Annotated in this window: 19 protein-coding genes and 1 pseudogene; 13 read left to right on the top strand and 7 right to left on the bottom strand. The window is 73.1% G+C overall.

All coding sequences use genetic code 11. The features are described from left to right. Window positions 1–88: 88 nt before the first annotated feature. Both ACYF6T_RS25540 and ACYF6T_RS25535 read left to right on the top strand, forming a co-directional pair. Entirely contained in the window at window positions 89–1,105 is a 1,017-nt protein-coding gene (locus tag ACYF6T_RS25540) for an ATP-binding cassette domain-containing protein (RefSeq protein WP_461699232.1), read from the top strand. Beyond that, entirely contained in the window at window positions 1,102–1,878 is a 777-nt protein-coding gene (locus tag ACYF6T_RS25535; protein WP_461699231.1) for an ABC transporter permease, read from the top strand. Before ACYF6T_RS25540 ends, ACYF6T_RS25535 begins: the two co-directional genes overlap by 4 nt. A 21-nt stretch (window positions 1,879–1,899) precedes the next feature. Here the strand turns inward: ACYF6T_RS25535 and ACYF6T_RS25530 are convergent, their stop codons facing one another. The 3 genes and pseudogenes from ACYF6T_RS25530 to ACYF6T_RS25520 all read right to left on the bottom strand — a co-directional run bounded on the left by ACYF6T_RS25530 (window position 1,900) and on the right by ACYF6T_RS25520 (window position 4,201). After that, window positions 1,900–2,751: a siderophore-interacting protein gene (locus tag ACYF6T_RS25530; protein WP_461699230.1), complete on the bottom strand. Its 852-nt coding sequence runs from the start codon at window positions 2,749–2,751 to the stop codon at window positions 1,900–1,902. Between the two features lie 146 nt (window positions 2,752–2,897). Continuing rightward, window positions 2,898–3,841 (bottom strand): annotated as a pseudogene (locus tag ACYF6T_RS25525) (5'-3' exonuclease). A gap of 6 nt (window positions 3,842–3,847) precedes the next feature. Further along, complete coding sequence (locus tag ACYF6T_RS25520) at window positions 3,848–4,201, bottom strand: hypothetical protein (RefSeq protein ID WP_461699229.1); 354 nt, start codon at window positions 4,199–4,201, stop codon at window positions 3,848–3,850. A gap of 142 nt (window positions 4,202–4,343) precedes the next feature. Here ACYF6T_RS25520 and ACYF6T_RS25515 point away from each other — a divergent pair, with 142 nt between their 5' ends. From ACYF6T_RS25515 to ACYF6T_RS25500, 4 genes are all read left to right on the top strand, one after another. Continuing rightward, entirely contained in the window at window positions 4,344–5,393 is a 1,050-nt protein-coding gene (locus tag ACYF6T_RS25515) for a quaternary amine ABC transporter ATP-binding protein (protein WP_461699228.1), read from the top strand. Then, window positions 5,386–7,995, top strand: a complete 2,610-nt coding sequence (locus ACYF6T_RS25510; RefSeq protein WP_461699227.1) for an ABC transporter permease/substrate binding protein — start codon at window positions 5,386–5,388, stop codon at window positions 7,993–7,995. The genes ACYF6T_RS25515 and ACYF6T_RS25510 overlap by 8 nt, the downstream gene beginning before the upstream one ends. 583 nt (window positions 7,996–8,578) lie before the next feature. Then, window positions 8,579–9,154, top strand: a complete 576-nt coding sequence (locus tag ACYF6T_RS25505) for a helix-turn-helix domain-containing protein (protein ID WP_461699226.1) — start codon at window positions 8,579–8,581, stop codon at window positions 9,152–9,154. Continuing rightward, window positions 9,151–9,879, top strand: coding sequence for a helical backbone metal receptor (locus ACYF6T_RS25500; protein ID WP_461699225.1), 729 nt, complete (start codon window positions 9,151–9,153; stop codon window positions 9,877–9,879). Before ACYF6T_RS25505 ends, ACYF6T_RS25500 begins: the two co-directional genes overlap by 4 nt. Here the strand turns inward: ACYF6T_RS25500 and ACYF6T_RS25495 are convergent. Then, window positions 9,791–10,909 (bottom strand): TDT family transporter, encoded by a 1,119-nt coding sequence (locus ACYF6T_RS25495; protein WP_461699224.1) that lies wholly within the window; start codon window positions 10,907–10,909, stop codon window positions 9,791–9,793. The genes ACYF6T_RS25500 and ACYF6T_RS25495 overlap by 89 nt on opposite strands. A gap of 71 nt (window positions 10,910–10,980) precedes the next feature. Between ACYF6T_RS25495 and ACYF6T_RS25490 the strand changes: the two genes are divergently transcribed. Next, window positions 10,981–11,931, top strand: coding sequence for a LysR family transcriptional regulator (locus ACYF6T_RS25490; protein ID WP_461699223.1), 951 nt, complete (start codon window positions 10,981–10,983; stop codon window positions 11,929–11,931). Between the two features lie 117 nt (window positions 11,932–12,048). On the opposite strand, the gene ACYF6T_RS25485 is transcribed toward ACYF6T_RS25490, so the two are convergent. After that, complete coding sequence (locus ACYF6T_RS25485; protein WP_461699221.1) at window positions 12,049–12,738, bottom strand: gamma-glutamyl-gamma-aminobutyrate hydrolase family protein; 690 nt, start codon at window positions 12,736–12,738, stop codon at window positions 12,049–12,051. Between the two features lie 81 nt (window positions 12,739–12,819). Then, window positions 12,820–13,554 (bottom strand): FadR/GntR family transcriptional regulator, encoded by a 735-nt coding sequence (locus tag ACYF6T_RS25480; RefSeq protein WP_461699220.1) that lies wholly within the window; start codon window positions 13,552–13,554, stop codon window positions 12,820–12,822. A 91-nt stretch (window positions 13,555–13,645) separates the two neighbouring features. Between ACYF6T_RS25480 and ACYF6T_RS25475 the strand changes: the two genes are divergently transcribed. Genes ACYF6T_RS25475 through ACYF6T_RS25460 form a run of 4 tightly spaced genes read left to right on the top strand, consistent with a single transcriptional unit; the run spans window position 13,646 to window position 18,131 of the window. Then, a complete protein-coding gene (locus tag ACYF6T_RS25475) occupies window positions 13,646–15,007 on the top strand; it encodes a glutamine synthetase family protein (protein ID WP_461699219.1) in 1,362 nt (453 codons plus the stop codon). Between the two features lie 11 nt (window positions 15,008–15,018). After that, window positions 15,019–16,392: an aldehyde dehydrogenase family protein gene (locus tag ACYF6T_RS25470; RefSeq protein WP_461699218.1), complete on the top strand. Its 1,374-nt coding sequence runs from the start codon at window positions 15,019–15,021 to the stop codon at window positions 16,390–16,392. Then, complete coding sequence (locus ACYF6T_RS25465; RefSeq protein WP_461699217.1) at window positions 16,389–17,180, top strand: 3-oxoacyl-ACP reductase; 792 nt, start codon at window positions 16,389–16,391, stop codon at window positions 17,178–17,180. Before ACYF6T_RS25470 ends, ACYF6T_RS25465 begins: the two co-directional genes overlap by 4 nt. Before the next feature lie 48 nt (window positions 17,181–17,228). Continuing rightward, window positions 17,229–18,131, top strand: coding sequence for a DUF2510 domain-containing protein (locus ACYF6T_RS25460; RefSeq protein ID WP_461699296.1), 903 nt, complete (start codon window positions 17,229–17,231; stop codon window positions 18,129–18,131). A 15-nt stretch (window positions 18,132–18,146) separates the two neighbouring features. Here the strand turns inward: ACYF6T_RS25460 and ACYF6T_RS25455 are convergent, their stop codons facing one another. Then, window positions 18,147–19,349, bottom strand: a complete 1,203-nt coding sequence (locus ACYF6T_RS25455; RefSeq protein WP_461699215.1) for an amino acid deaminase/aldolase — start codon at window positions 19,347–19,349, stop codon at window positions 18,147–18,149. A gap of 1,651 nt (window positions 19,350–21,000) precedes the next feature. Here ACYF6T_RS25455 and ACYF6T_RS25450 point away from each other — a divergent pair. Further along, entirely contained in the window at window positions 21,001–21,669 is a 669-nt protein-coding gene (locus ACYF6T_RS25450) for a hypothetical protein (RefSeq protein ID WP_461699213.1), read from the top strand. Further along, complete coding sequence (gene mycP / locus ACYF6T_RS25445; protein WP_461699211.1) at window positions 21,666–22,832, top strand: type VII secretion-associated serine protease mycosin; 1,167 nt, start codon at window positions 21,666–21,668, stop codon at window positions 22,830–22,832. Before ACYF6T_RS25450 ends, mycP begins: the two co-directional genes overlap by 4 nt. The last annotated feature ends 2 nt before the right edge of the window (window positions 22,833–22,834 follow it).

Genomic DNA, 22,834 nt, shown 5'->3' with positions numbered 1-22,834 from the left:
ACCCAGGATAGCCCGGCGCTTCTCGCACGAACGGATCAGCTGTCATCCGCTCAGGACAGTCATCCGCTCGAACAGGAGAGCAGTCGCCATGGCCACCACCCGTGGGCCCGCCGTGCGGGCGCACCAGCTGATCAAGACGTACGCCGGTGACGTCACCGCCCTCAACGGCATGGACGTCACCGTCGACCAGGGCACGGTCTTCGGACTCCTCGGCCCGAACGGCGCCGGCAAGTCCACCACCGTCAAGATCCTCACCACCCTCGCCCGCCCCGACTCGGGCACCGCCACCGTCGCCGGGCACGACGTCCTGCGCCACCCCGACCGGGTGCGCCGCGCGATCGGCGTGGTCGCGCAGAGTTCCGGCGCCGACCCGGTCGCCACCGGCCGGGAGAACCTCCGGCTGCAGGGCAGGCTCTACGGTGTGACGGGCGCCGCCCTCGACCGCCGGGTGGACGAGCTGCTCGACCGCTTCGGCCTCGCCGACGCCGCGAAGCGCCAGGTCAAGGGCTACTCCGGCGGGATGCGACGCCGGCTGGACGTCGCCCTCGGCCTGGTGCACCGGCCCGAGGTGCTCTTCCTCGACGAGCCCACCACCGGCCTCGCCCCCGAGGCACGCACGGCGATGTGGGACGAGATCGACCGCCTCGCCGGAGAGGAGGGGCTGACGATCCTGCTCACCACGCACTACCTCGACGAGGCCGACCGGCTCGCCGAGCGCATCGCCATCGTCGACCGCGGCCGGGTCGTCGTCGAGGGCACCCCGGACGCGCTCAAGGGCGAACTGCGCGGCGACGCCGTCCACGTGGAGCTGCGGGAGGCCGTCGGCGACGCCGGCCGCACCCTGCTCAAGGGAGCCCTGACCGGACTGCCCGGCGTGCACGAGGTGCTGGTCGACGGCCGCCGCGTCAGCGTCCGCGCCGACGACGGGGCGGCCGCCGTGCCCGCCCTGCTCGCCGCCCTGGAGCGGGCCGGCGTCGGTGTCGCCGCCGCGACGGTCGCCCGGCCCTCCCTCGACGACGTCTACCTCCGTTACGCCGGCCGCCGTTACGCCGAGGCCGACGCCGGAACCGCCGGCGGCCTCGTCCTCGCCGGAGGTGCGCGATGAGCGCCGCGGTCTCCCAGACCTGGTACATGACCCAGCGTCAGCTGATGGTGTTCGCCCGGCAGCCCGCCTACGCGGTCATCACCCTGATCCAGCCGGTGATCTGGCTGTTCCTGTTCGGCAACCTCTTCAAGAAGGTCGTCGAGCTCGGCGGCTTCGGCACCACCTCCTACCTCGACTACCTGGTGCCGGGCGTGGTGGTGATGAGCGCGCTCAGCTCCAACATGTGGGCGGGGATGGGCACGTTGGAGGAGATCCAGCGCGGCACCCTCAACCGCTTCCTGACCACGCCCGTCAGCCGGGCCGCGCTGATGAACGGCAACGTCGTCAACAACGGCCTGGTCACCGCGTTCCAGTCGGTCGTCATCGTGCTGCTCGGCCTGCTCGGCGGGACGGACTACCCGGGCGGGGCCGGCGGTGTCGCGGTCCTGGTCCTCGCCTCCGTGCTGCTGGGCACGGTCTTCGGGGCGCTGTCCAACGCGCTGGGCATGCTGGTGCGGGAGCGCGAGTCGATCATCGGCATCAACACCTTCCTGCTGCTGCCGCTGACGTTCCTCTCCAGCGCGTTCATGGCACCGGCCCAGATGCCGTCGTGGATGCGGCACATCGCCGACTTCAACCCGCTCAACTGGGCGATGGTGGCGGGGCGTTCGGCGCTGTCCGAACACCCCGACTGGGGTGACGTGCTCAGCCGCGGCGGAGCGCTGCTCGCACTGGCGGTGGCGGCGGTGTGGCTGTCGATCCGGACCTTCCGGTCCTACCAGAGGTCGGTCTAGCGAGGGTGGTGGCGGGGGCGGTCAGGAGGCCGCCGGGCCGGTGGCCTCCTGCTCCGCCTCGATCCGCGCGTTCCACTCCCGCTTGGAGGCCTGCCAGCCGTCCTCGTTGTGGCCCAGGCGCCAGTAGCCGGAGATCGACAGGTCCTCGCGCGGGATCTGCCGCTCCACCCGCAGCAACTGGCGCAGCTCCTTCACGCAGTGCGCTTCGCCGTGCACGAACGCGTGCACCCGGCCCTCGGGGAACTGCAGTGCCCGGACCGCCTCCACCAGCGCCTCGCCGACCGGCCGGTCCCCGCGGTGCAGCCAGACGACCTCCACGTCGGAGTCGACCTTCTGCTCCTCCTCGGGGCCGGAGACCTCCACGAAGGCATGGGCGACGGCGCCGGCCGGCAGCGCCTCCAGGGAGCGGGCGATCGCGGGCAGGGCGCTCTCGTCACCGGCGAGCAGATGCCAGTCGGCCTCCGGGTCGGGGGCGTAGGCGCCGCCGGGGCCCATGAAGCGGACGGTCTCGCCGGGCTGGACGCGCGTGGCCCAGGGGCCGGCCAGGCCCTCGTCGCCGTGGATGACGAAGTCCAGCGTCAGCTCGCGGTGTTCGGGGTCCCAGGCACGCACGGTGTACGTCCGGGTGACCGGCCACTGCTCGCGCGGCAGCTCCTCGCGGATGCGCTCCATGTCGAAGGGCTCCGGGTAGGTCACGCCCTCGGCCGGGGGGAACAGCAGCTTCACGTAATGGTCGGTGCAGGTGTCGGCCGGGAGGCCGGCCAGCGACTCGCCGCCGAGGACCACGCGCTGCATGTGCGGGGTCAGCCGTTCTGTGCGCACCACCTGCGCGGTGTGGGGCTTGCGCGGCCTGCGAGCCGGACGTTCTGCCATGACGGCCTCCCTGCTTCCCTTGCTTAGGCTTACCTAAGTTAGCACCTCCGCCTTGGATCACACCCTATAGAGAGCCGCCTCCCCGAAGTCGAAGACAATGTTCACGTACCCGTCGTGGTCCGACGGCCCTGGTCCGGCGGCCCCGTTCACGCGCCCAGCGTGGTCAGCAGCCGTTGCAGCGAACCGCCCAGCCCCCACCGCGCCGCCAGCGCCTCCAACAGCTCGGCGTCGCGCGGGCCGCGCGGCAGCGTCGTGTCGACCTCCGGCAGCGGCACGTCGTCGGCCACCTTCACGACCTTCGGGGCGACGGCGACGTACGGCCGCGCCTGGTCCAGCCGCGTGCGCTGCGACGGCGTGAGCTTCGCCTTCGGGTCGTCGACCGCGGCCATGATCCCGGCCAGGTCCCCGAACTCGGCGAGCAGCTTCGCGGCCGTCTTCTCGCCGATCCCGGGCACGCCCGGCAGCCCGTCGCTCGGGTCGCCGCGCAGCAGCGCCAGATCCGCGTACCCCGGCCCGTCCACCCCATACTTCTCGCGCAGCCAGGTCTCGTCGGTGACCTGGAGCGTGCCGACACCCTTGAGCGGGTACAGCACCCGCACCCCGCGCGCGTCGTCCACCAGCTGGTACAGGTCGCGGTCGCCGGTGACGATGTCGACCGGCGTCTTCGCGCGTGCGGTGAACGTGCCGATCACGTCGTCCGCCTCGTACGGCTCGACGCCCACGCGCGCGATGCCGAGCGCGTCCAGGACGGCCTCGATGACGGGCACCTGCGGCGAGAGCGTGTCCGGCACCTCCTCCTCGTCCGGTCCCGCCGTGTGCTCCTCGGCGACGCGGTGCGCCTTGTAGGAGGGGATCAGGTCGACTCGCCACTGGGGGCGCCAGTCGGCGTCCATGCAGGCGACCAGGTCGCTGGGCCGGTGGTCCCTGACCAGCCGGTCGATGAAGTCCAGCAGTCCGCGCACGGCGTTCACCGGCGTGCCGTCCGGGGCCTTCACGGACTCCGGGACGCCGAAGTAGGCGCGGAAGTAGAGCGAGGCGGTGTCGAGGAGCATCAGTCGTCCGGTCACGCTCGCATCATGCCGTACGGCACCGACAGTCACCCGGCGGCGAGCAGCCACCGCCAGCGCGGACCCTCGGCGGCCAGGGTCGCGGCGGCCAGCAGCGACACCAGCACGGCCGCCCAGACCGGCATCAGCCACCACGCCGACACCACGGCCGCGCCGATCTGCAGCAGCACCAGCAGCACGGTGGCCCAGCCGGGGACCGCGACGACGACGCTCGCCTTGTCCCCGGGCGTGGCGAAGACCGTCGGCAGACCGATCAGCAGCACGACCGCGAGCACGGCCAGCGGCCAGGAGTACGACCACAACGCCCACGGCGTCGCGATCCAGGCCACCAGCTCGGTCGCGAAGCGCAGCGCGGACGTGCGTCTGTCGTCAGGCCGTTCCATCGTCGTCCCCCGTCTCGTGCACCGGTGTGAAGCACCGGCGGTGATCCTACGCACCCCTTGTGAACTGGGCCACTGTCGAGTTTGACCCGGTCGGCGAAGGGCAGGCGCGGCCCGTTCCCGCCCCCGAGACCAGAAGGCAAGCGTGTCAGCGAGACTTGAGGCCGAACAGCTCTACAAGGTGTTCGGCAGAAAACCGGACGACGCCGTCGAGCGGCTGCGCCAGGGAGCCGACCGCGAGGAACTGCGCGCCGACGGCACCACCGCCGCCGTGATCGACGCCTCCTTCACCGTGGACCCGGGCCAGATCTTCGTGGTCATGGGCCTGTCCGGCTCCGGCAAGTCCACGCTGCTGCGGATGCTCAACGGCCTGCTGGAGCCGACCGCCGGCCACGTCCGCTTCGACGGCCAGGACCTCACCGCCCTCGGCGACCGCGAGCTGCGCGAGGTCCGCGCCCACAAGATCAGCATGGTCTTCCAGCACTTCGCGCTCTTCCCGCACCGCACCGTCCTCGACAACGCCGCCTACGGCCTGGCCGTGCAGGGCGTGCCCCGCGCCGAGCGCGAGCAGCGCGCCGGCGAGGCGCTGGCCCTGTGCGGACTGGCCGGCTGGGAGAAGTCGTGGCCCGACGAGCTCTCCGGCGGCATGCAGCAGCGCGTCGGCCTCGCCCGCGCGCTCGCCACCGACGCCGACCTGCTCCTGATGGACGAGTCCTTCAGCGCGCTGGACCCGCTGATCCGCCGGGACATGCAGGACCAGCTGCTCCAGCTCCAGCAGAGCCTGAAGAAGACGATCGTCTTCATCACCCACGACCTCAACGAGGCCATGCGCCTGGGCGACCGCATCGCCGTCATGCGCGACGGCCGTATCGTCCAGACCGGCACCGCGGAGGACATCCTCGTCCGGCCCGCCGACGACTACGTCGCCTCCTTCACCAAGGACGTCGACCGCTCCCGAGTGCTGACCGCCTCGGCCGTCATGGACACGGACGTGCGCGGCGACGAGGCCGACTGCGGCTGCGCGAGCGGCTGCCAGACCGCGACGCCCGACACGCCGTTCACCGAACTCTGCGCCATCAGCGCCCGGTTGACGCACCCGGTGATCGTCCTCGACGACGCCCGCAGGCTCGTCGGCGTCGTCCCCCAGGACCGCCTGGTCGGCTTCCTCGGCGACCGGGAGGCGGCCCATGCCTAGGATCCCGCTCGGCGACTGGGTCAACGACGCGGTCGACTGGCTGCTCGGCCACGCCTCCTGGCTCTTCGACTTCCTCAAGACCGTCTTCACCGGCTTCTACGACGGCATCAACGCCGTCCTGCAGGCCCCCGAGCCCCTGCTGCTGGCGGGCATCCTCGCCGTGCTGGCCTTCTGGCTGCGCGGCGCGCTCGCCGGCGTCCTCGCCTTCGCGGGGTTCGCCTTCATCGACTCCCTCGAACTGTGGGACGACGCGATGGTGACCCTGTCGCTCGTCCTGGTCGCCACGGTCATCGCGCTGGCGGTCTCGGTGCCCGTGGGCGTCTGGGCGGCGCGCTCGGACCGGGTCAGCGGACTGGTCCGGCCGGTGCTGGACTTCATGCAGACGCTGCCCGCGATGATCTACCTGATCCCGGCGATCCTGTTCTTCGGCACCGGCGCCTCCGCCGGCATCGTCGCCACCCTGATCTTCGCGCTCGCCCCCGGCGTCCGCATGACCGAGCTGGGCATCCGCCAGGTCGACGGGGAACTGGTCGAGGCCGCCGAGGCGTTCGGCACCTCGCCCCGCGACACGCTGCTGCGCGTCCAGCTGCCGCTCGCCCTGCCCACCGTCATGGCCGGCGTGAACCAGGTCATCATGCTCGGCCTGTCCATGGCCGCGATCGCCGGCATGGTCGGCACCGGCGGCCTGGGCGGCGACGTCAACGAGGCCATCGGCCAGCTCGATGTCGGCCTCGGCTCGGAGGCGGGCGTGGCCATCGTCATCCTCGCCATCTACCTCGACCGCATGACCGGCGCCCTCGGCAGCCACGTCTCCCCGCTGGGCCGCCGGGCCGCGGCCAAGGCGCGGGCTGCGCACGGCCTGCGGATCTGGTCCTACCGGCCCCGCCCGCAGGTCGCCGTCGTCGGCCTGGTGATCCTCGCCCTCGTGGCCGGCGGCATGGGGATCTTCCGCGGCCAGGGCAGCCCGGCCGCCGTCACCGACAGCCAGAACGTCGGCCAGGGCAAGAAGATCAGCATCGGCTACATCCCCTGGGACGAGGGCGTCGCCTCCACCTACCTGTGGAAGGAGATCCTCGAACAGCGCGGCTTCCAGGTGGACGCCCGGCAGTTCGAGGCCGGCCCCCTCTACACCGCCGTCGCGGCCGGCAACGTCGACTTCCAGACCGACGCCTGGCTGCCCACCACGCACGCGCAGTACTGGAAGAAGTACGGCAGCCGGCTCGACGACCTCGGCGCCTGGTACGCGAGGACCTCCCTGGAGCTGAGCGTGCCCTCGTACGTGAAGGGCATCGACTCCCTGGACGACCTCAAGGGCAGGGCGTCCACGTTCGGCGGGAAGATCACCGGCATCGAGTCCAGCGCCGGCGAGACGGCCCTGCTCAAGAGCAAGGTCCTCAAGGAGTACGGCCTGGACGCGGAGTACAAGGTCGTCGACAGCTCCACGCCCGCCATGCTGGCCGAGCTGAAGCGGGCGTACAGCCACAAGCAGCCGATCGTGGTCACGCTCTGGTCGCCGCACTGGGCCTACAACGACTACGCGCTGAAGAAGCTCAAGGACCCCAAGGGCGCCTGGGGCCAAGGCGACGGCGTGCACACCGTCGCCCGCAAGGGCTTCGCCGCGGACAACCCCGTCGTCGCCAAGTGGCTGAAGAACTTCCACCTGAGCGAGAAGCAGCTGACCAGCCTGGAAGCCGAGATCAACAAGGCGGGCAAGGGCAGGCAGCAGGACGCCGTACGGGCCTGGCTGAAGAAGCACCCGGGCCTGGTCGGCAAGCTCGCCCCGGTCGCCGCGAGCGGTACGCCGGCGGAGGCGAAGCGGCCGGTCGACGTGGCCTGGTTCCCCTGGGACGAGGACATCGCCGTCACCTACCTGTGGAAGAACGTCCTGGAGCGGCGCGGCTACCGGCTCAACCTCAAGCAGATGGACGTCGGCCCGGTCTACACCGGCCTCGCCTCCGGTGACCTGGACGTCAACTTCGACGCCTGGCTGCCGTACGCGCAGCAGAACTACTGGAAGCAGAGCGAGGAGCACCTCGAAGACCTCGGCACCTGGTACCGGCCGACGTCGCTGGAGGTCGCCGTGCCCTCCTACGTGAAGGGCGTGCACTCCTACGAGGACCTCAAGGGCAAGGCGTCCCTCTTCGGCGGGAAGATCATCGGCATCGAGCCGGGCACCGGCGAGATGAACCTGCTCAAGACGAAGGTGCTGCCCGGCTACGGCCTCGACGAGGAGTACAAGGTCGTCGACGGCTCCACCCCGGCGATGCTGGCCGAGCTCAAGCGCGCCTACGCCAGGAAGGAGCCGGTCGCGGTCGTGCTGTGGTCGCCGCACTGGGCGTACAGCCGGTACCACCTCACCAAGCTGAAGGACGACAAGAAGCTCTTCGGCGAGGGCAACACCATCCGCACCATCAGCAACGAGCGGTTCCCGGAGCAGTACCCGCAGCTCACCAAGTGGATCAGGAACTTCCATATGAGCGAGGGCGAGCTCGGCAGCCTGGAGAGCGAGATCAACCGGTACGGCCAGGGCCACGAGGAGCAGGCCGTCGCCGCCTGGCTCAAGGAGCATCCGGACGTCGCCGCCCGCATGACCGCGCAATAGCGCCTCGCGGGCACGAAAAGGATCCGGCCAACCACATAGCGCTACGCCCTCGCCCAAGCCCGGGACCCCTCCCGGGCTTGGGTGAACTGTTTCCGCCCGCCCTCCCGGCGACCCCGACGGTCAACTCACCTCATCTAACCGGTACTTCACCCACCGGCACGCAGGGCCTGATCACGGGCCTGACCGGACCCCTGGCACCGGGCGCCACAACGGGAACACCGGGGCTCGTGCGCGCATTGAAAGGAAGTGGGGAGGTACCCGTGCCGATCGCGGGACCACGGTGGCCCCGGGGCCGCGGGCCGGCCCGTGGCCGTGTCCGGCCGGACACCCCGCGCGGCCCCCCTGGTCAGCCTCTTCGTCCCCAAGGAGGTGGCGGCGCCCGGTCGGTACGGGAAACTCATCCGGCGGCGAGAGTTGGCGCGTTGCGCGCACGCTGCCTTTACGGGTGTGTGACGGCCGCGTGAAACGGTTTGCCGAACATGCGTAAGGTGCAGAGAACTCATCAGGAGTGCCGTACCCGGACAGCGGTGCACGGAATACGGAACGCAACCGACGAGGCGAGGCGAAGGAGGGAGCGGGAGCGATGGGCGACCACAAAGACAAAGAACAGCCCCTGCGAGTGGGCGCGGCCGTGCGGCGCCGCCGCCGCGCGCTGGAGCTCACGCTCGCCGTCGTGGCCGAGCGCAGCGGCCTGTCCGTGCCCTTCCTGAGCCAGGTCGAGAACGACAGGGCGCGGCCCAGCAGCACGTCCCTGGAGAAGCTGGCCGACGCCCTGCGCACCACGGCCGTCGAACTCCTCGCCGCCGCCGACCCGGCGTGCAGCGTCGACGTCGTCCGCGCCGAGGCCCTGGAGCTCGGGCTCGAACCGAGCATGCGCTCGCTGGTGCGCGGCCACCACCAGATGCACGCCACCGAGTTCACCGGCGACCACGACGCCGGCCGTGAATTCCAGTACCGCAACGACCAGTTGATGTACGTCGCCGACGGCGCCGTGGAGATCGAGGCCGAGGGCCGCGCCTACCGGCTCGGGCGCGGCGACACCCTGTACCTGACCGGCGGTGTGCGCCACCGCTGGCGGGCGACGGTCTCGGACACCCGGGTGGTCGTCGTGGCGGTGGCCGAGCACATCGAGGCGGTCCGCGACCGCTCGCGCAAGTGACCGTACGGGTCGTCTCGCTCGTCCCCTCGCTCACCGAGGCCGTGGCGGTGTCGGCGCCCGGCGCCCTGGTCGGCGCCACCGACTGGTGCACCCACCCGCCCGGCCTGGACGTCGCCCGCGTCGGCGGCACCAAGAACCCCGCGCTCGAACGCATCCTCGCCCTCGCCCCCGACCTGGTGGTCGCCAACGAGGAGGAGAACCGCGCCCCCGACCTGGCCGCCCTGCGCTCGGCCGGCGTGGAGGTGCTGGTGACCGAGATCCGGGACGTGCCGCAGGCGTTCCGGGAACTGGCGCGGGTGCTGGAGGCGTGCGGCGCCGCCGGCCGGCCACGCTGGCTGGACGCGGCCCAGGAGGCATGGTCGGCACCGCTCCCGCCCGCCGGGCGCCGGATCACGGCGGTGGTCCCGGTCTGGCGCCGGCCCTGGATGGTCCTGGGCCGGGACACCTTCGCGGGCGACGTCCTCGCCCGCCTTGGCGTCGACCACGTGTACGCGGCCCACGCCGACCGCTATCCCCGCATCCCGCTCGACGAACTGCGGGCGGCGGCCCCGGACCTGGTCGTCCTGCCGGACGAGCCGTACCGCTTCACCGCCGACGACGGTCCCGAGGCCTTCCCCGGGCTGCCCTGCGCGCTGGTCAGCGGACGGCACCTGACGTGGTACGGACCGTCACTGGCCGAGGCGCCGCGGGTGCTGGGCGAGGCCCTGCGAGCAGTTCGCCGCTGACCAGCCCGCGCGCCGTGGGCACGGCGGCGGCGATCCAGGCGGCGACGAGGACGGCGTACAGACCCACCGCGAGCCAGTCGTACACGACGAGCCCGGTGTGCCGGTGCAGCGCCTCGGCGCCCGTGACACACGTCCCCACCGGGAAGGTGAAGGCCCACCAGGTCATCGAGAACCGCATGCCCTCGCGACGGGCGCGCACCACATGGGCGGTGGCCAGCGCCAGCCACATCAGCGCGAAGCCCATCACCGGCACCCCGTACAGCACGGCCAGGATGCCGAACCCATCGCCGTACGGGGCCGGTACGACGCCCGGCGCCACGTCCGCGAACTTCCCGACGGCGGTGGTCGACTGCCCCAGCGGCCCCAGCACCAGGAACAGGGTCGGGGTGAGGGCGAGCGGCAGCGGGCCGCCGGTGACCAGCCGGGCGAAGACCAGCGGCAGCAGCGCCAGGACGGCCAGCAGACTCAGCCCGAACATCGCGAGGCAGGCCAGCAGCAGGGTCTCCCGGGGCTGCCCGGCCGGCAGATACGGCACCAGCAGCGGGCCGAGCGCCGCGGACACCATGGGCGCCACCAGGGGCAGCAGCCACACGGGAGTCGCCTGCCCGGTCCCGGGCCTGTGGCGTACGGCCATCAGGTACGGCACCGCGACGGCGGCCGTGAGTCCGACGACCGTCCCCGCGCCGAACAGCACGGCGTCCAGGGCGACCGCGCCGCGCAGGCCGATCCAGTCCCGGCCGACGGTGACGGCACCCCCGCCGACGGCCAGCAGCGCCATGGCCAGGCACCCGTAGAAGGGCGCCGTCGCCGGGTCGAGGAGGTGGGCGCGGGCCTGGTCGCGGTGGTAGCGCCAGTGCAGGGCGCGGGCGACGAGCAGCACCAGCAGCAGGCCGAGGGAGAGCGCCCAGACGGTAGTGAGCAGGACCCGGGGCACGGGCAGCGGCAGCCCGGCTCCCGCCGTGGCGACGATGGCGGTGCCCATGACACAGGCGTACCAGTTGGGACCGAGATGACGGACTGCGGTGACCATGCCCCCAACCCTCTCGCCGGGCCCCGCCCGCGACCAGGGAGCATGTCTCTATGGGGGCATAAGCTGGGGTTATGAGCAAGGTGAGCAAGGTGCGCAAGGTCCCCGAGGGAGACGAACGCCAGGCCCCCGTCGGCTCGCTCGCCCACCGGGTGCCCGATCTCGGCGCGCTGGAGCTGCTGCTGGCGGTGGCACGGCTCGGCAGCCTGGGCGGGGCGGCGCGCGAGGTGGGGATCACGCAGCCGGCGGCGAGCAGCCGGATCCGGTCGATGGAGCGGCAGCTGGGCGTGGCGCTGGTGGACCGCTCACCGCGCGGCTCGCGGCTGACCGACGCCGGCGCGCTGGTGACGGACTGGGCGCGGCGGATCGTGGAGGCGGCCGAGGCCTTCGACGCGGGAGCCCAGGCGCTGCGCGACCGGCGCGACTCGCGGCTGCGGGTGGCGGCGAGCATGACCATCGCGGAGTACCTGCTGCCGGGCTGGCTGCTCGCCCTGCGCGCCGGGCGGCCCGACACGGCGGTGTCGCTGCTCGCCGGCAACTCCACGGTGGTCGCGGAGCGGCTGCTGTCGGGGGAGGCGGACCTGGGGTTCGTGGAGGGGGTGAGCGTACCGCCTGGACTGGACTCGACGGTGATCGCCCACGACCGGCTGATCGTGGTGACGGCCCCCGGTCACCCCTGGGCCCGCCGCCGACGCCCGCTGGACGCGGCCGAGCTGGCGGCCACCCCGCTCATCCTCCGGGAGAAGGGCTCCGGCACCCGCCAGGTCCTGGACGCCGCGCTGGGCGGTCTGGCGCGTCCGCTGATCGAGCTGTCGTCCACGACCGCGGTGAAGGCCGCGGTGGTCGGCGGCGCGGGTCCGGCGGTGCTCAGTGAACTCGCCGTGGGGGAGGAGCTGTCGATGCGGCGGCTGGTCCGGGTCCCGGTGGACGGTGTCGCCCTCGCCCGTGACCTGCGCGCGGTCTGGCCCACGGGCCACCGGCCGGTGGGCCCGGCCCGGGAACTGCTGTCACTGACGCGCGGGTGACCCGGGCTGCGGCCGGTCGGTCAGGGGGCGGGTCCACCTGTCGCACACACAGGGCGGCCGGCCGGTGGTGCTCCTCGTGGTGCAGCCTCGCCCACACACGCCCCCCGAACCGGTGGTTCAGGACGCGGCCTCCACCAGGGCCCGCATCACCCGTACGTCCTCGCCCATCTCCGGATGCCACTGCACGCCCAGCACCCACCCGGCCTCCCCGGCGGGCGGTTCCACCGCCTCCACCGTGCCGTCCGCCGCGTACGCCGACGCGACGAGGCCGGTGCCGAGGCGGTCCACCGCCTGGTGGTGGTACGTCGGGACCGACGTCTCCTCCGGGACGGCAGCCGCGTACCGCGTGCCCGGCACCGGCTTGACCGGGTGCCGGCCGAAGACGCCGACGACCTCCGCGTGACCCTCGATGTGCTGCACGAGGGTGCCGCCGAGCGCGACGTTCAGCAACTGCATGCCCCGGCAGATGCCCAGCAGCGGCACCCGAGCCGCCAACGCCGCCTCGATCAGCGCCAGTTCCCACGCGTCCCGGGCGCGGGCCGGCGGGCCCGTGCGGGGGTGCGGCTCCGCGCCGTAGCGGACCGGCTCCACGTCGGGGCCGCCCGCGATCACCAGCCCGTCCAGCCGGGCCACGGCCGCCGCCGCGTGCTCCGGCGCGTCGGGCGGCAGCATCGCGGCGAGCCCGCCGGCCCGCTGGACCAGCCGGGGATAGCCGGTCGGCAGCAGCGCGGCCTCCATCTCCCACACGCCCCAGCGCGCCCCGGCCTCCAGATACGTACTGATGCCGATCAGCGGCCTGCCCGCCATGCGACCTCCCGCCCGAAGCAATGGATCTCCCGCATACCTTTGCCGAGATGCCCCGCCGAAGGCAAGGTCAGGCCGGGAAGGTCAGGCCAGGAACCCCCTGAGCAGCGCCGCCGTGCCCGCGCAGTGCTCCCGCATCATCTCCCGCGCCCCGTCCGCGTCCCCGTCGAGGACCGCCTCGACCAGCGCCAGATGCTGCCGCTGGGAGTGTTCGAGGTTGCGCACGAGCAGCGGGATGCAGTCGAGCAGGTCGTTCACCGTCGCCCGTACCGCCGCGTACCGCGCGGTCAGCGTCGGCGAACCGCACAGCTCGGCCAGCGTCAGATGCAGCAGCGTGTCCAGCCGGCGGTAGTCGGCCAGCGGCGCGTCCTGCGTCGCGGCCAGCGCCTCGCGCAGCCGGTGCGCCTGGTCCGCGGTCAGCCCGTGCTGCGCGCACAGCCCGGCGGCCCCGACCTCCAGCACCTCCCGGAAGCGCAGCACGTCCTCGATGTCGACCTCGGCGATCCGCCGCCGCAGCTCGTCCTCGCCGCCCGCGTCCGCGCGGGGCAGCACGAAGGTGCCGCCGTAACGCCCGCGCCGCGACTCCACCAGACCCTGGTCCTGGAGCACCTTCAGCACCTCGCGCAGCGTCACCCGGCTGATCCCCAGCCGCTCCGCCAGCTCCCGCTCGGCCGGCAGCCGCTCGCCCCCCGGCACCAGACCCAGCCGTACCACCTGCAGGATCTGCTCCAGCGCCTCCTCGAAGCCGTTCCCCGCCCGCACCGGTCGCAGGACCGGCGTCAGCCGGTCCCCGACGCCCCCCTCCGGATCCGGTGACATCCCGCCGCACCCCCTTCCCAAGCAATGGTTCTCCGCAATACCTTATGGCTCCCGGCCCGGTCGGAAAAACGCGCAGCCGAAGGAGCCCCCCGTGGCAGACCGCACACCCCCGCTGAGCGTCGAGGAGCTGCACGCCCTCGTCGCCGGCGGTGAGATCGACACTGTCGTCCTGGCCTTCCCCGACATGCAAGGGCGGCTCCAGGGCAAGCGGTTCGCCGCCCGCTTCTTCCTCGACGAGGTCCTCCATCACGGCACCGAGGGCTGTAACTACCTCCTCGCCGTCGACACCGAGATGAACACCGTCGACGGGTACGCCATGTCCTCCTGGGACCGCGGCTACGGCGACTTCGCCATGCACCCGGACCTGTCCACCCTGCGCCGCGTGCCCTGGAACGCCGGTACGGCCATGGTCATCGCCGACCTCGCCTGGAACGACGGCTCGCCGGTCGTCGCCGCCCCCCGCCAGATCCTGCGCCGCCAGCTGGAGCGCCTGGCCGAGCACGGCTTCACCGCCCAGGTCGGCACGGAGCTGGAGTTCATCGTCTTCAAGGACACCTACGAGCAGGCGTGGGACGCGAACTACCGGGGGCTGACCCCGGCCAACCAGTACAACATCGACTACTCGGTCCTGGGCACGGGCCGCATCGAGCCGCTGCTGCGCCGCATCCGCAACGAGATGGCCGGCGCCGGGCTGACCGTGGAGTCCGCCAAGGGCGAGTGCAACCCCGGCCAGCACGAGATCGCCTTCCGCTACGACGAGGCCCTGCGCACCTGCGACCAGCACGCCGTCTACAAGACCGGCGCCAAGGAGATCGCCGCCCAGGAGGGCGTCTCGATCACCTTCATGGCCAAGTACAACGAACGCGAGGGCAACTCCTGCCACATCCACCTCTCCCTCGCGGACGCGGCCGGCAACAACGCCATGGCCGCGGAGGGCGAGGGCATGTCGGAGGTGATGCGGCACTTCCTCGCCGGACAGCTGGCCGCCCTGCGCGACTTCTGCCTCCTGTACGCCCCGAACATCAACTCCTACAAGCGGTTCCAGCCGGGCTCCTTCGCCCCGACCGCCGTCGCCTGGGGCCACGACAACCGCACCTGCGCGCTGCGGGTCGTCGGCCACGGCCGCTCCCTGCGGTTCGAGAACCGGCTGCCCGGCGGTGACGTCAATCCCCACCTCGCCGTCGCCGGACTGGTCGCGGCCGGGCTGTACGGCATCGAGCAGAAACTGGAGCTGCCCGAGCCCTGCCCGGGCAACGCCTACACCGCGGACTTCGAGCACGTCCCGACCACCCTGCGGGAGGCCGTCGAGCTCTGGGAGAACAGCCCGATCGCCAAGGCCGCCTTCGGCGACGAGGTCGTCGCCCACTACCGCAACATGGCGCGCGTCGAGCTGGCCGCGTTCGACGCCGCGGTCACCGACTGGGAGCTGCGCCGCTCCTTCGAACGCATGTGAAAGGTCATCCGTTGTCGAACGAGCATGAGCTCACGATCCTCAACCCGGCCACGGAAGAGGTCGTCGCGACCGTCCCCGCCGCCACCGCGGCCGACGTGGACGCGGCCGTCGCCCGGGCGGGCCGGGCCCAGTCCGTGTGGGCGGCCCTCGCGCCCGGCGAACGGGCCCGGCTGCTGCGCCGGTTCGCGGTCGCCGTCGACGAACACCTCGAGGAACTGGCCCGGTTGGAGGTCCGCGAGGCCGGGCACACCGTGGGCAACGCCCGCTGGGAGGCCGGCAACGTCCGCGACCTGCTCGACTACGCGGCCGGGGGAGTGGAGCGGCTGACCGGCCGCCAGATCCCGGTGGCGGGCGGCCTGGACGTGACCGTCCTGGAGCCGCTCGGCGTCGTCGGGGTCATCGCGCCCTGGAACTTCCCGATGCCGATCGCCGCCTGGGGCACCGCGCCCGCGCTGGCCGCCGGCAACGCGGTCCTGCTCAAGCCCGCCGAGACCACCCCGCTGACCGCCCTGCGCCTGGCCGAACTCGCCCTGGAGGCGGGCCTGCCCGAGGGCCTGTTCCAGGTGCTGCCCGGCCACGGGCCGGTCGCGGGCAACGCCCTCGTCGAGCACCCCGGCGTGGCGAAGATCGTCTTCACCGGGTCAACGGCCGTGGGCAAACAGGTGTGGGCGAAGGGGGCGGCCCTCCTCAAGCGGGTCACCCTCGAACTCGGCGGCAAGAGCCCCAACATCGTCTTCGCCGACGCCGACCTCAAGGCGGCCGTCGATCCCTTCTCCTTCCTCGACAACTCCGGCCAGGACTGCTGCGCCCGCACCCGCATCCTGGTCCAGGAGTCGGTGTACGACGAGGTGTCCGAGCTCCTCGCCGACGCGCTCGCCGCCGTCGTGGTGGGCGACCCGGCCGACGAGAAGACGCAGATGGGCCCGCTGATCTCGCGCCGCCAGCTGGACCGGGTGCGCGGCTACGTCCCCGCGGACGCCCCCGCCCTGCGCGGCAGCGCCCCCGAGGGCCCCGGCTTCTGGTTCCCGCCGACCGTCCTGACCGGCGAACGGCCCGACGCGCCCGCCGCCCGCGAGGAGGTCTTCGGCCCCGTCGCCGTCCTGCTGCCCTTCACCGACGAACAGGACGCCATCCGCCTCGCCAACGACACCCCCTACGGCCTCTCCGGCTCCATCTGGACCCGCGACGTCGGCCGCGCGCTGCGCGTCTCCCAGGCGGTCCGGGCCGGCAACCTGTCCGTCAACTCCCACTCCAGCGTGCGCTACTGGACCCCGTTCGGCGGCTTCAAACAGTCCGGCGTCGGCCGTGAGCTGGGCCCGGACGCCCTGACCGCCTTCACCGAAACCAAGAACGTCTTCATCAGCACGGAGGGCCCCGCACAGTGACCTCTCAGGACACCGACATCATCTGCCGCCGCCTGGTCGGCCGTACCGCCGTCATCACCGGCGCCGGCAGCGGCATCGGCCTCGCCACCGCGCGCCGGCTCGCCTCCGAGGGTGCCCACGTCGTCTGCGGCGACGTCGACGAGGCCCGCGGCAAGGCCGCCGCCGAGGAGGTCGGCGGGACCTTCGTGAAGGTGGACGTCACCGACCCCGAGCAGGTCGAGGCGCTGTTCAAGACGGCGTACGACACCTACGGCAGCGTCGACGTCGCCTTCAACAACGCGGGCATCTCGCCGCCCGACGACGACTCCATCCTGGAGACCGGCCTGGAGGCCTGGAAGCGCGTCCAGGAGGTCAACCTCACCTCCGTCTACCTGTGCTGCAAGGCAGCCATCCCCTACATGCGCCGCCAGGGCAGGGGCTCCATCATCAACACCGCGTCCTTCGTGGCCCGGATGGGCGCGGCCACCTCGCAGATCTCGTACACCGCGTCCAAGGGCGGCGTCCTCGCCATGTCCCGCGAACTCGGCGTGCAGTTCGCCCGCGAGGGCATCCGCGTCAACGCGCTGTGCCCCGGCCCGGTCAACACCCCCCTCCTCCAGGAGCTGTTCGCCAAGGACCCCGAGCGGGCCGCGCGCCGACTGGTCCACATCCCGCTGGGCCGGTTCGCCGAGGCCGAGGAGATCGCCGCCGCGGTCGCCTTCCTGGCCAGCGACGACTCCTCGTTCGTCAACGCCAGTGACTTCCTGGTGGACGGCGGGATCTCGGGCGCGTACGTCACGCCGCTCTAGACACCGTGTACTGATCTTCGCGGCCCGTTCTATGGTGCCGGGATGAGCATGACGCCCCCGCCCGGCTGGTACCCCGACCCGTCGGCCCCCCATCTGCAGCGCTGGTGGGACGGCACGGCCTGGACCGACCACTGGAACCAGCCGGGCGGACCGCCGGCCGGGGCACAGGCCGCGGGCTCGGGCCGGGCCGGGATCGTCGCGCTCGGCACGGCCGCCGTCGTGCTCGTGGCGGCGATCGTCACCGGCGCCGTCTACCTGCGCGGCGACGACGAGACGGCGCAGGTGCAGACGGAGCCGGGCGCCGTCACCTCCAGCGCCGCCCCGACGACCGCGAGCCCCTCCCCGTCCACCACCACCTCCGAGCCCTCCGCGGACGACCCGTCCGTCGTCGTCGACCAGCTCAACGGCATCACCCTGCCGCTGCCGGACGGCTGGGTCCGGCCGCGCTACGTCGCCGACGAGCACGTCGTCATGACCACCGACGGCACCTACGACTGCCCCGGCGACCCGGGCGTGTGCCGGCACGGCCTGGTCAGCACCCGCACGGCCGCCGAGACCGACGAGACCTCGCCCAAGGTGCTGGCCCGGCAGGACATCCCGGACGCGGCCGACGAGGCCTACGACCGCGACGCCACCGACATGCGCCCCTACGGCGGCATCGAGTCCCACCAACTCGTCAAGCAGGCGCAGATCGCGGTGGCGGGCCGCGCCGGCTATTTCGTGCGCTGGCGCGTCAAGACGGCCAAGGGACCCGGCGGTTACGTCGAGTCGCTCGTCTTCCCCTCCAGCGTCGGCACCGAGGCACCGGTGATCGTCCGCTTCGTCTTCGACGCCGGCCAGGACGGCCCGCCGCTCGCCGACATGGACAGGATCGCCCGGGGCATCCGCTCCGTCGACGACGCGGCCACGGACGGCGGCGTGGGCAGCAGCATCGGCCCGCCCACCCCGTGACCGGCCCGGGGGCCGTTACAGGAAGGTCTGGCCCTCCCCGCGATACGTCGGCACGGTCGCCGTCACCGCGTCCCCCTCGATCAGGTGCAGCGCGTCGAACCGCTCGCACAGCTCACCGGCCTTGGCGTGCCGGAACCACACCTTGTCGCCGATCAGCAGATCATCGGCCGGCGCCCCGAGCAGCGGGGTCTGCACCTCGCCGGGCCCTTCCTGGGGGTCGTAGCGGAGCCCCTCGGGCAGGTACGGCACCGGCAGCCGGTCCCGTCCGGGCGCACCGGACGCGGGGTACCCGCCGCCCAGCACGGTCACCACGCCCACCCCGGGCCGCCGCACGACGGGCTGGGCGAACAGGGCGGCCGGACGCCCGCTGAACGACGTGTAGTTGTCGAACAGCCGCGGCACGTACAGGCCCGACCCGGCGGCGATCTCGGTGACGGCGTCCTCGGCCGCCGTGTGCTGCACGCTGCCCGTGCCGCCGCCGTTGACGAACTCCAGATCCGGTACGACAGCCCGCACCGCGCGCACCACCTCCGCCCGCCGCTCGGCGAGTTCCCTGCGGGCGGCGGCCTGCATCATCCGTACCGCACGCGACCGCACGGGCCGCCCCGCGACGTCGTCGCCCACGCCCGCGATGTGGCCTTCGTACGCCATGATCCCCACGACCTTGAACCCGGGCCGCCCGGCGGCCGTCCGGGCCATGTCGGCGACCTGCGCGGGGGAGTACAGCGGGGAGCGGCGCGCGCCGATCCTGACCCGGCCGCCGAGGAGCCTGAACGAGGTGTCCAACTCCAGGCAGACGCGGATGACTTCGCGCCCGCCGTCGCGTGCCGCGTCGATCAGCTTCAGCTGCGCCGGGTCGTCGACCATGACGGTCACGGCGGCGGCGAGCTTGGGGTCGGAGGCCAGTTCGGCGAAGGCGGCGCGGTCGGCGGAGGGGTAGGCGAGCAGGATGTCGTCGAAACCGCCGCGGGCCAGCCACAGGGACTCGGCGAGCGTGAAGGACATGATGCCCGCGAAGCCGTCCTTCGCCAGGACGCGTTCGAGCAGCGCACGGCACCGCACGGACTTGCTGGCGACGCGGACCGGCTTGCCGCCGGCCCGGCGGACGAGATCGTCCGCGTTGGCGTCGAAGGCGTCCAGGTCCACGATCGCGAGGGGGGCGTCGAGATGGGCGGTGGCCCGGTCGTAACGGGCCCGGTCGGTGGCGCGCGCAGTCATGAACGAAGCCTGCCAGACAGGATTACCGCAGGGTAGGGGGACGTTCCGGGCAGATGCCCCGGGGGTGCGGACTGGTTCCCGTAACGGCCGGGGCAAGCCGTAGAGTGACGCGCACGCACGTCGGAACGCCTCCGGCCGCAGGCCGTGCCGGATGCCGGGCCGCGCGTGCGGGTATGTATGCGTGCCGGGACGTCACCAGCCCGCGCGTTGAGCGACATCGCGTCGGCCCGCGTACGAGAAGTCGGCCCGGGGACGAGGAAACGGGGGGTGCATGAGCACGGACGCGCGGCATGTCCCCATCCCTCCACGCCCACCGCACCCGCCGACGGCGGGCACGGAGGAAGGGGAACGGGCGGTGACGTCCGAGCCGGGGGCGGACGCGGATTCGACTGGCGTCGCGGCGACGAGGGCGGACGACGGACGTGGCGCGACGGCTCCCGAACCGGCCGCGGGCACGAACGCGTCCTCGTCGACGGACCGTTCCTCGGCGGATCGTTCCGTGAGTGGGCGCAGGCCGAGCGCCCCGGCGGCGGGCGGTGCCTCCGGTGGCGTGTGGTCGCCGTGGCGGGAAGCGCAGGGCTTCGAGGCGTTCGAGAGGTTCGACGCGTTCGATGCTTTCGAGGACGCCTTCGGGAAACGTCCCGGCGCGCGGGTGGCGGGCAGCTCGGGCGACACGACGACGAGGTCCGGCGGGGAGGAGTCCGACGGGCCTACGGCGACGCGACGCGACGACGCCCGGGAGGCGGGCCCCTCCACGCCGGCGGCGCCGGACACCCCGCCCCGCTTCCCGAACCTGCGCGCACCGCACGGCAGGGACGCCACGCCGTCGAGCCCGCCCCCGCCCCCGGCCTCCGCGCGCTTCCCGGACACCCCGCCGCGCCCGCCGCACCGCCCGGACGACCGGCAGCGCCGCGCTGTCACCCCGCCCGAGGCCCCCCAGGAGCCGACCAGACCCCTGCGCCCGGCACCTCCGGCCCGCCCCGAGTCGTCCCCCGCAAGGACACCCGCCCCCCGACCCCAGGACGCCCCACGCCGCCCTGGCACCCCGGTACCCCCCCGACCGACCACCCCGCCGACCCAGGACCACACCACCATCCCCACCCCACCCTCGAACACCGGCAAGCCCCCCACCCCGGCATCCACGCCCCACCGCCCCGGCTCCCCGGTGCCGAACAGCCGCGAGGCTTCGGCCCCCGGGGTTCCGCCCCGCCCTGCAGCTTCGCCTGCGTCGGGCGGTGGCCGTCCCGGTTCGGAGACTCTGAACGCCGGCGAGGCTTCCGCCCCCGGACCTGCGCCCCGCCGTCCCGGCTCCCCGGTGCCGGACAGCCGCGAGGCTTTCGTTGCCGAGGCTTCGGCGCGGTATCCGGAGGCTGTCGTGTCGGATGGGCGGCGTGATGGGGCGGTGGCGTTCGGGGGGTCGGTGTCCTCTGTTCGGTCCCCCGGGGTGTCCGGGGAGCGGGTGGTGCCTGATCCCGCGTTGTCGTGGAGTGCGCCCACCGCTGTCGTGTCGTTCGGCGAGCCCGAGGGGTACGACGGGCGGGGGCGGCCGCGAGCGCTCGGGGGGCGCGGGCGGGCCCGTACCGCCGCGGTGGCCGTGTGTGTCGTGCTCGGGCTCGGACTCATCGGCGGTGCCGTGACCGGGAGCTGGCTCGTGGGGGACTCCGGTAACGGCGGCGCGCGGGACACGTTCGCCGCGGCCGGAAGCCTCTGGCACAGCGTCACCGTCGACCGTCTCTTCCCGCCCACCCTGCAGGGCGACGGCGCCGGCCCCGGCGGAGCCGACCGCACCTGGACCCGCATCGCCGTCGCCCCGGACAGCGGCTGCGCCGACGCCTTCGACCCCCTGCTGCAGAAGGCGCTCGCCCCCGTCGGCTGCCAGCGACTGCTCCGCGCCACCTACACCGACGCCACGCAGAGCTACGTCACCACCGTCGGCCTGCTGTTCACCAAGGCCGACGCCACCGGCATGGCCTCCCTCGCCAAACGCTTCCGGGACGAGGGCCTGGACCGCCGCACCGACCTGATGCCCCGCCCCTACCCTGCCAAGGACACCGCCGCCGCCGAGTTCGGCGACGAACAACGCGCCTCCTGGACCATCTCCGTGCTCACCGACGCCCCCGTCGTCGTCTACGCCGTCTCCGGCTGGGCCGACGGCCGTACCGTCGACGCCCCCCAGCCCGCCGCCGAGGCCCTGCAGTCCGGCGCCACCACGCCCCCCGCCCAGTCCGGCCTCGGCAACGAGGCCCAGGGCCTGGCCGACCGCGTCGAACGCGCCCTGCGCAGGGACGTCAGCAGCCAAGCCACGGAGCAGCCCTCATGACGCGCCGCCTGACCACGCTGAGCGCCTTGCTCGCCGCCTCCCTCGCCCTGGTCCCCGCCACGGCCGCGCACGCCGACGGCATCCGCGCCCAGGAGTGGGCCCTGGACGCCATGCACACCCAGCAGGCCTGGCAGACCACCAAGGGCAAGGGCGTCACCGTCGCCGTCCTGGACACCGGCGTCGAGGCCGACCACCCCGACCTCGTCGGCAACGTCCTGCCCGCCAAGGACATGATCGGCTTCGGCGCGACCCGCGGCGACCGCGCCTGGGCCCGGCACGGGACCGCCATGGCCGGCATCATCGCCGGGCACGGCCACGGCCCCGGCGACGCCGACGGCGTCATGGGCATCGCCCCGGAGGCCAAGATCCTCCCGGTGCGCGTCATCCTCGAAGACGGCGACTCCGCGCGCGGCAAGGCCCGCTCCACGCGCGGCAACGCCCTCGCCGAAGGCATCCGCTGGGCCGCCGACCACGGCGCCGACGTCATCAACCTCTCCCTCGGCGACGACTCCGCCTCCGCCCACCCGGAACCCTCCGAGGACGAGGCCATCCAGTACGCCCTGAAGAAGAACGTCACCGTCGTCGCCTCCGCCGGCAACGGCGGCGACAAGGGCGACCACGTCTCCTACCCGGCCGCCTACCCGGGCGTCATCGTCGCCACCGCCGTCGACCGCTACGGCACCCGCGCCTCGTTCTCCACCCGCCGCTGGTACGCCACCGTCAGCGCCCCCGGCGACGACGTCGTCATCGCCGATCCCGACCACAAGTACTACGAAGGCTGGGGCACGAGCGCCGCCTCGGCGTTCGTCTCCGGCGCGGTGGCGCTGGTCAAGGCCGCCCACCCGGGCCTGACCCCGGCGCAGGTCAAGAAGCTCCTGGAGGACACCGCCCGGGACGCCCCGAGCGGCGGCCGCGACGACTCCCGCGGCTTCGGCTTCGTCGACCCCGCCGCCGCCCTGAAGGCGGCCGCCCGTCTCAAGCCGGAGGGCCTGCGGACGGCGTCGTACGGCAGGAAGTACTTCGGTACCGGTCCCGACGCGCCCGCGTCGCAGGACGACACCGCCGGCTGGGCGGCCCCGCTCGCGGGCAGCACCGGCGGGGTGCTCCTGGTCATGGCCGTGGTCCTGTGGCGGGGCCGCCGCGAGCGCTACGACGGCAACTGAGC

It is taken from the genome of Streptomyces sp. 7R007 (assembly GCF_054850255.1).
Note: the sequence above shows the minus strand (reverse complement) of the source record. Positions and strands in the feature narration are given on the sequence as shown.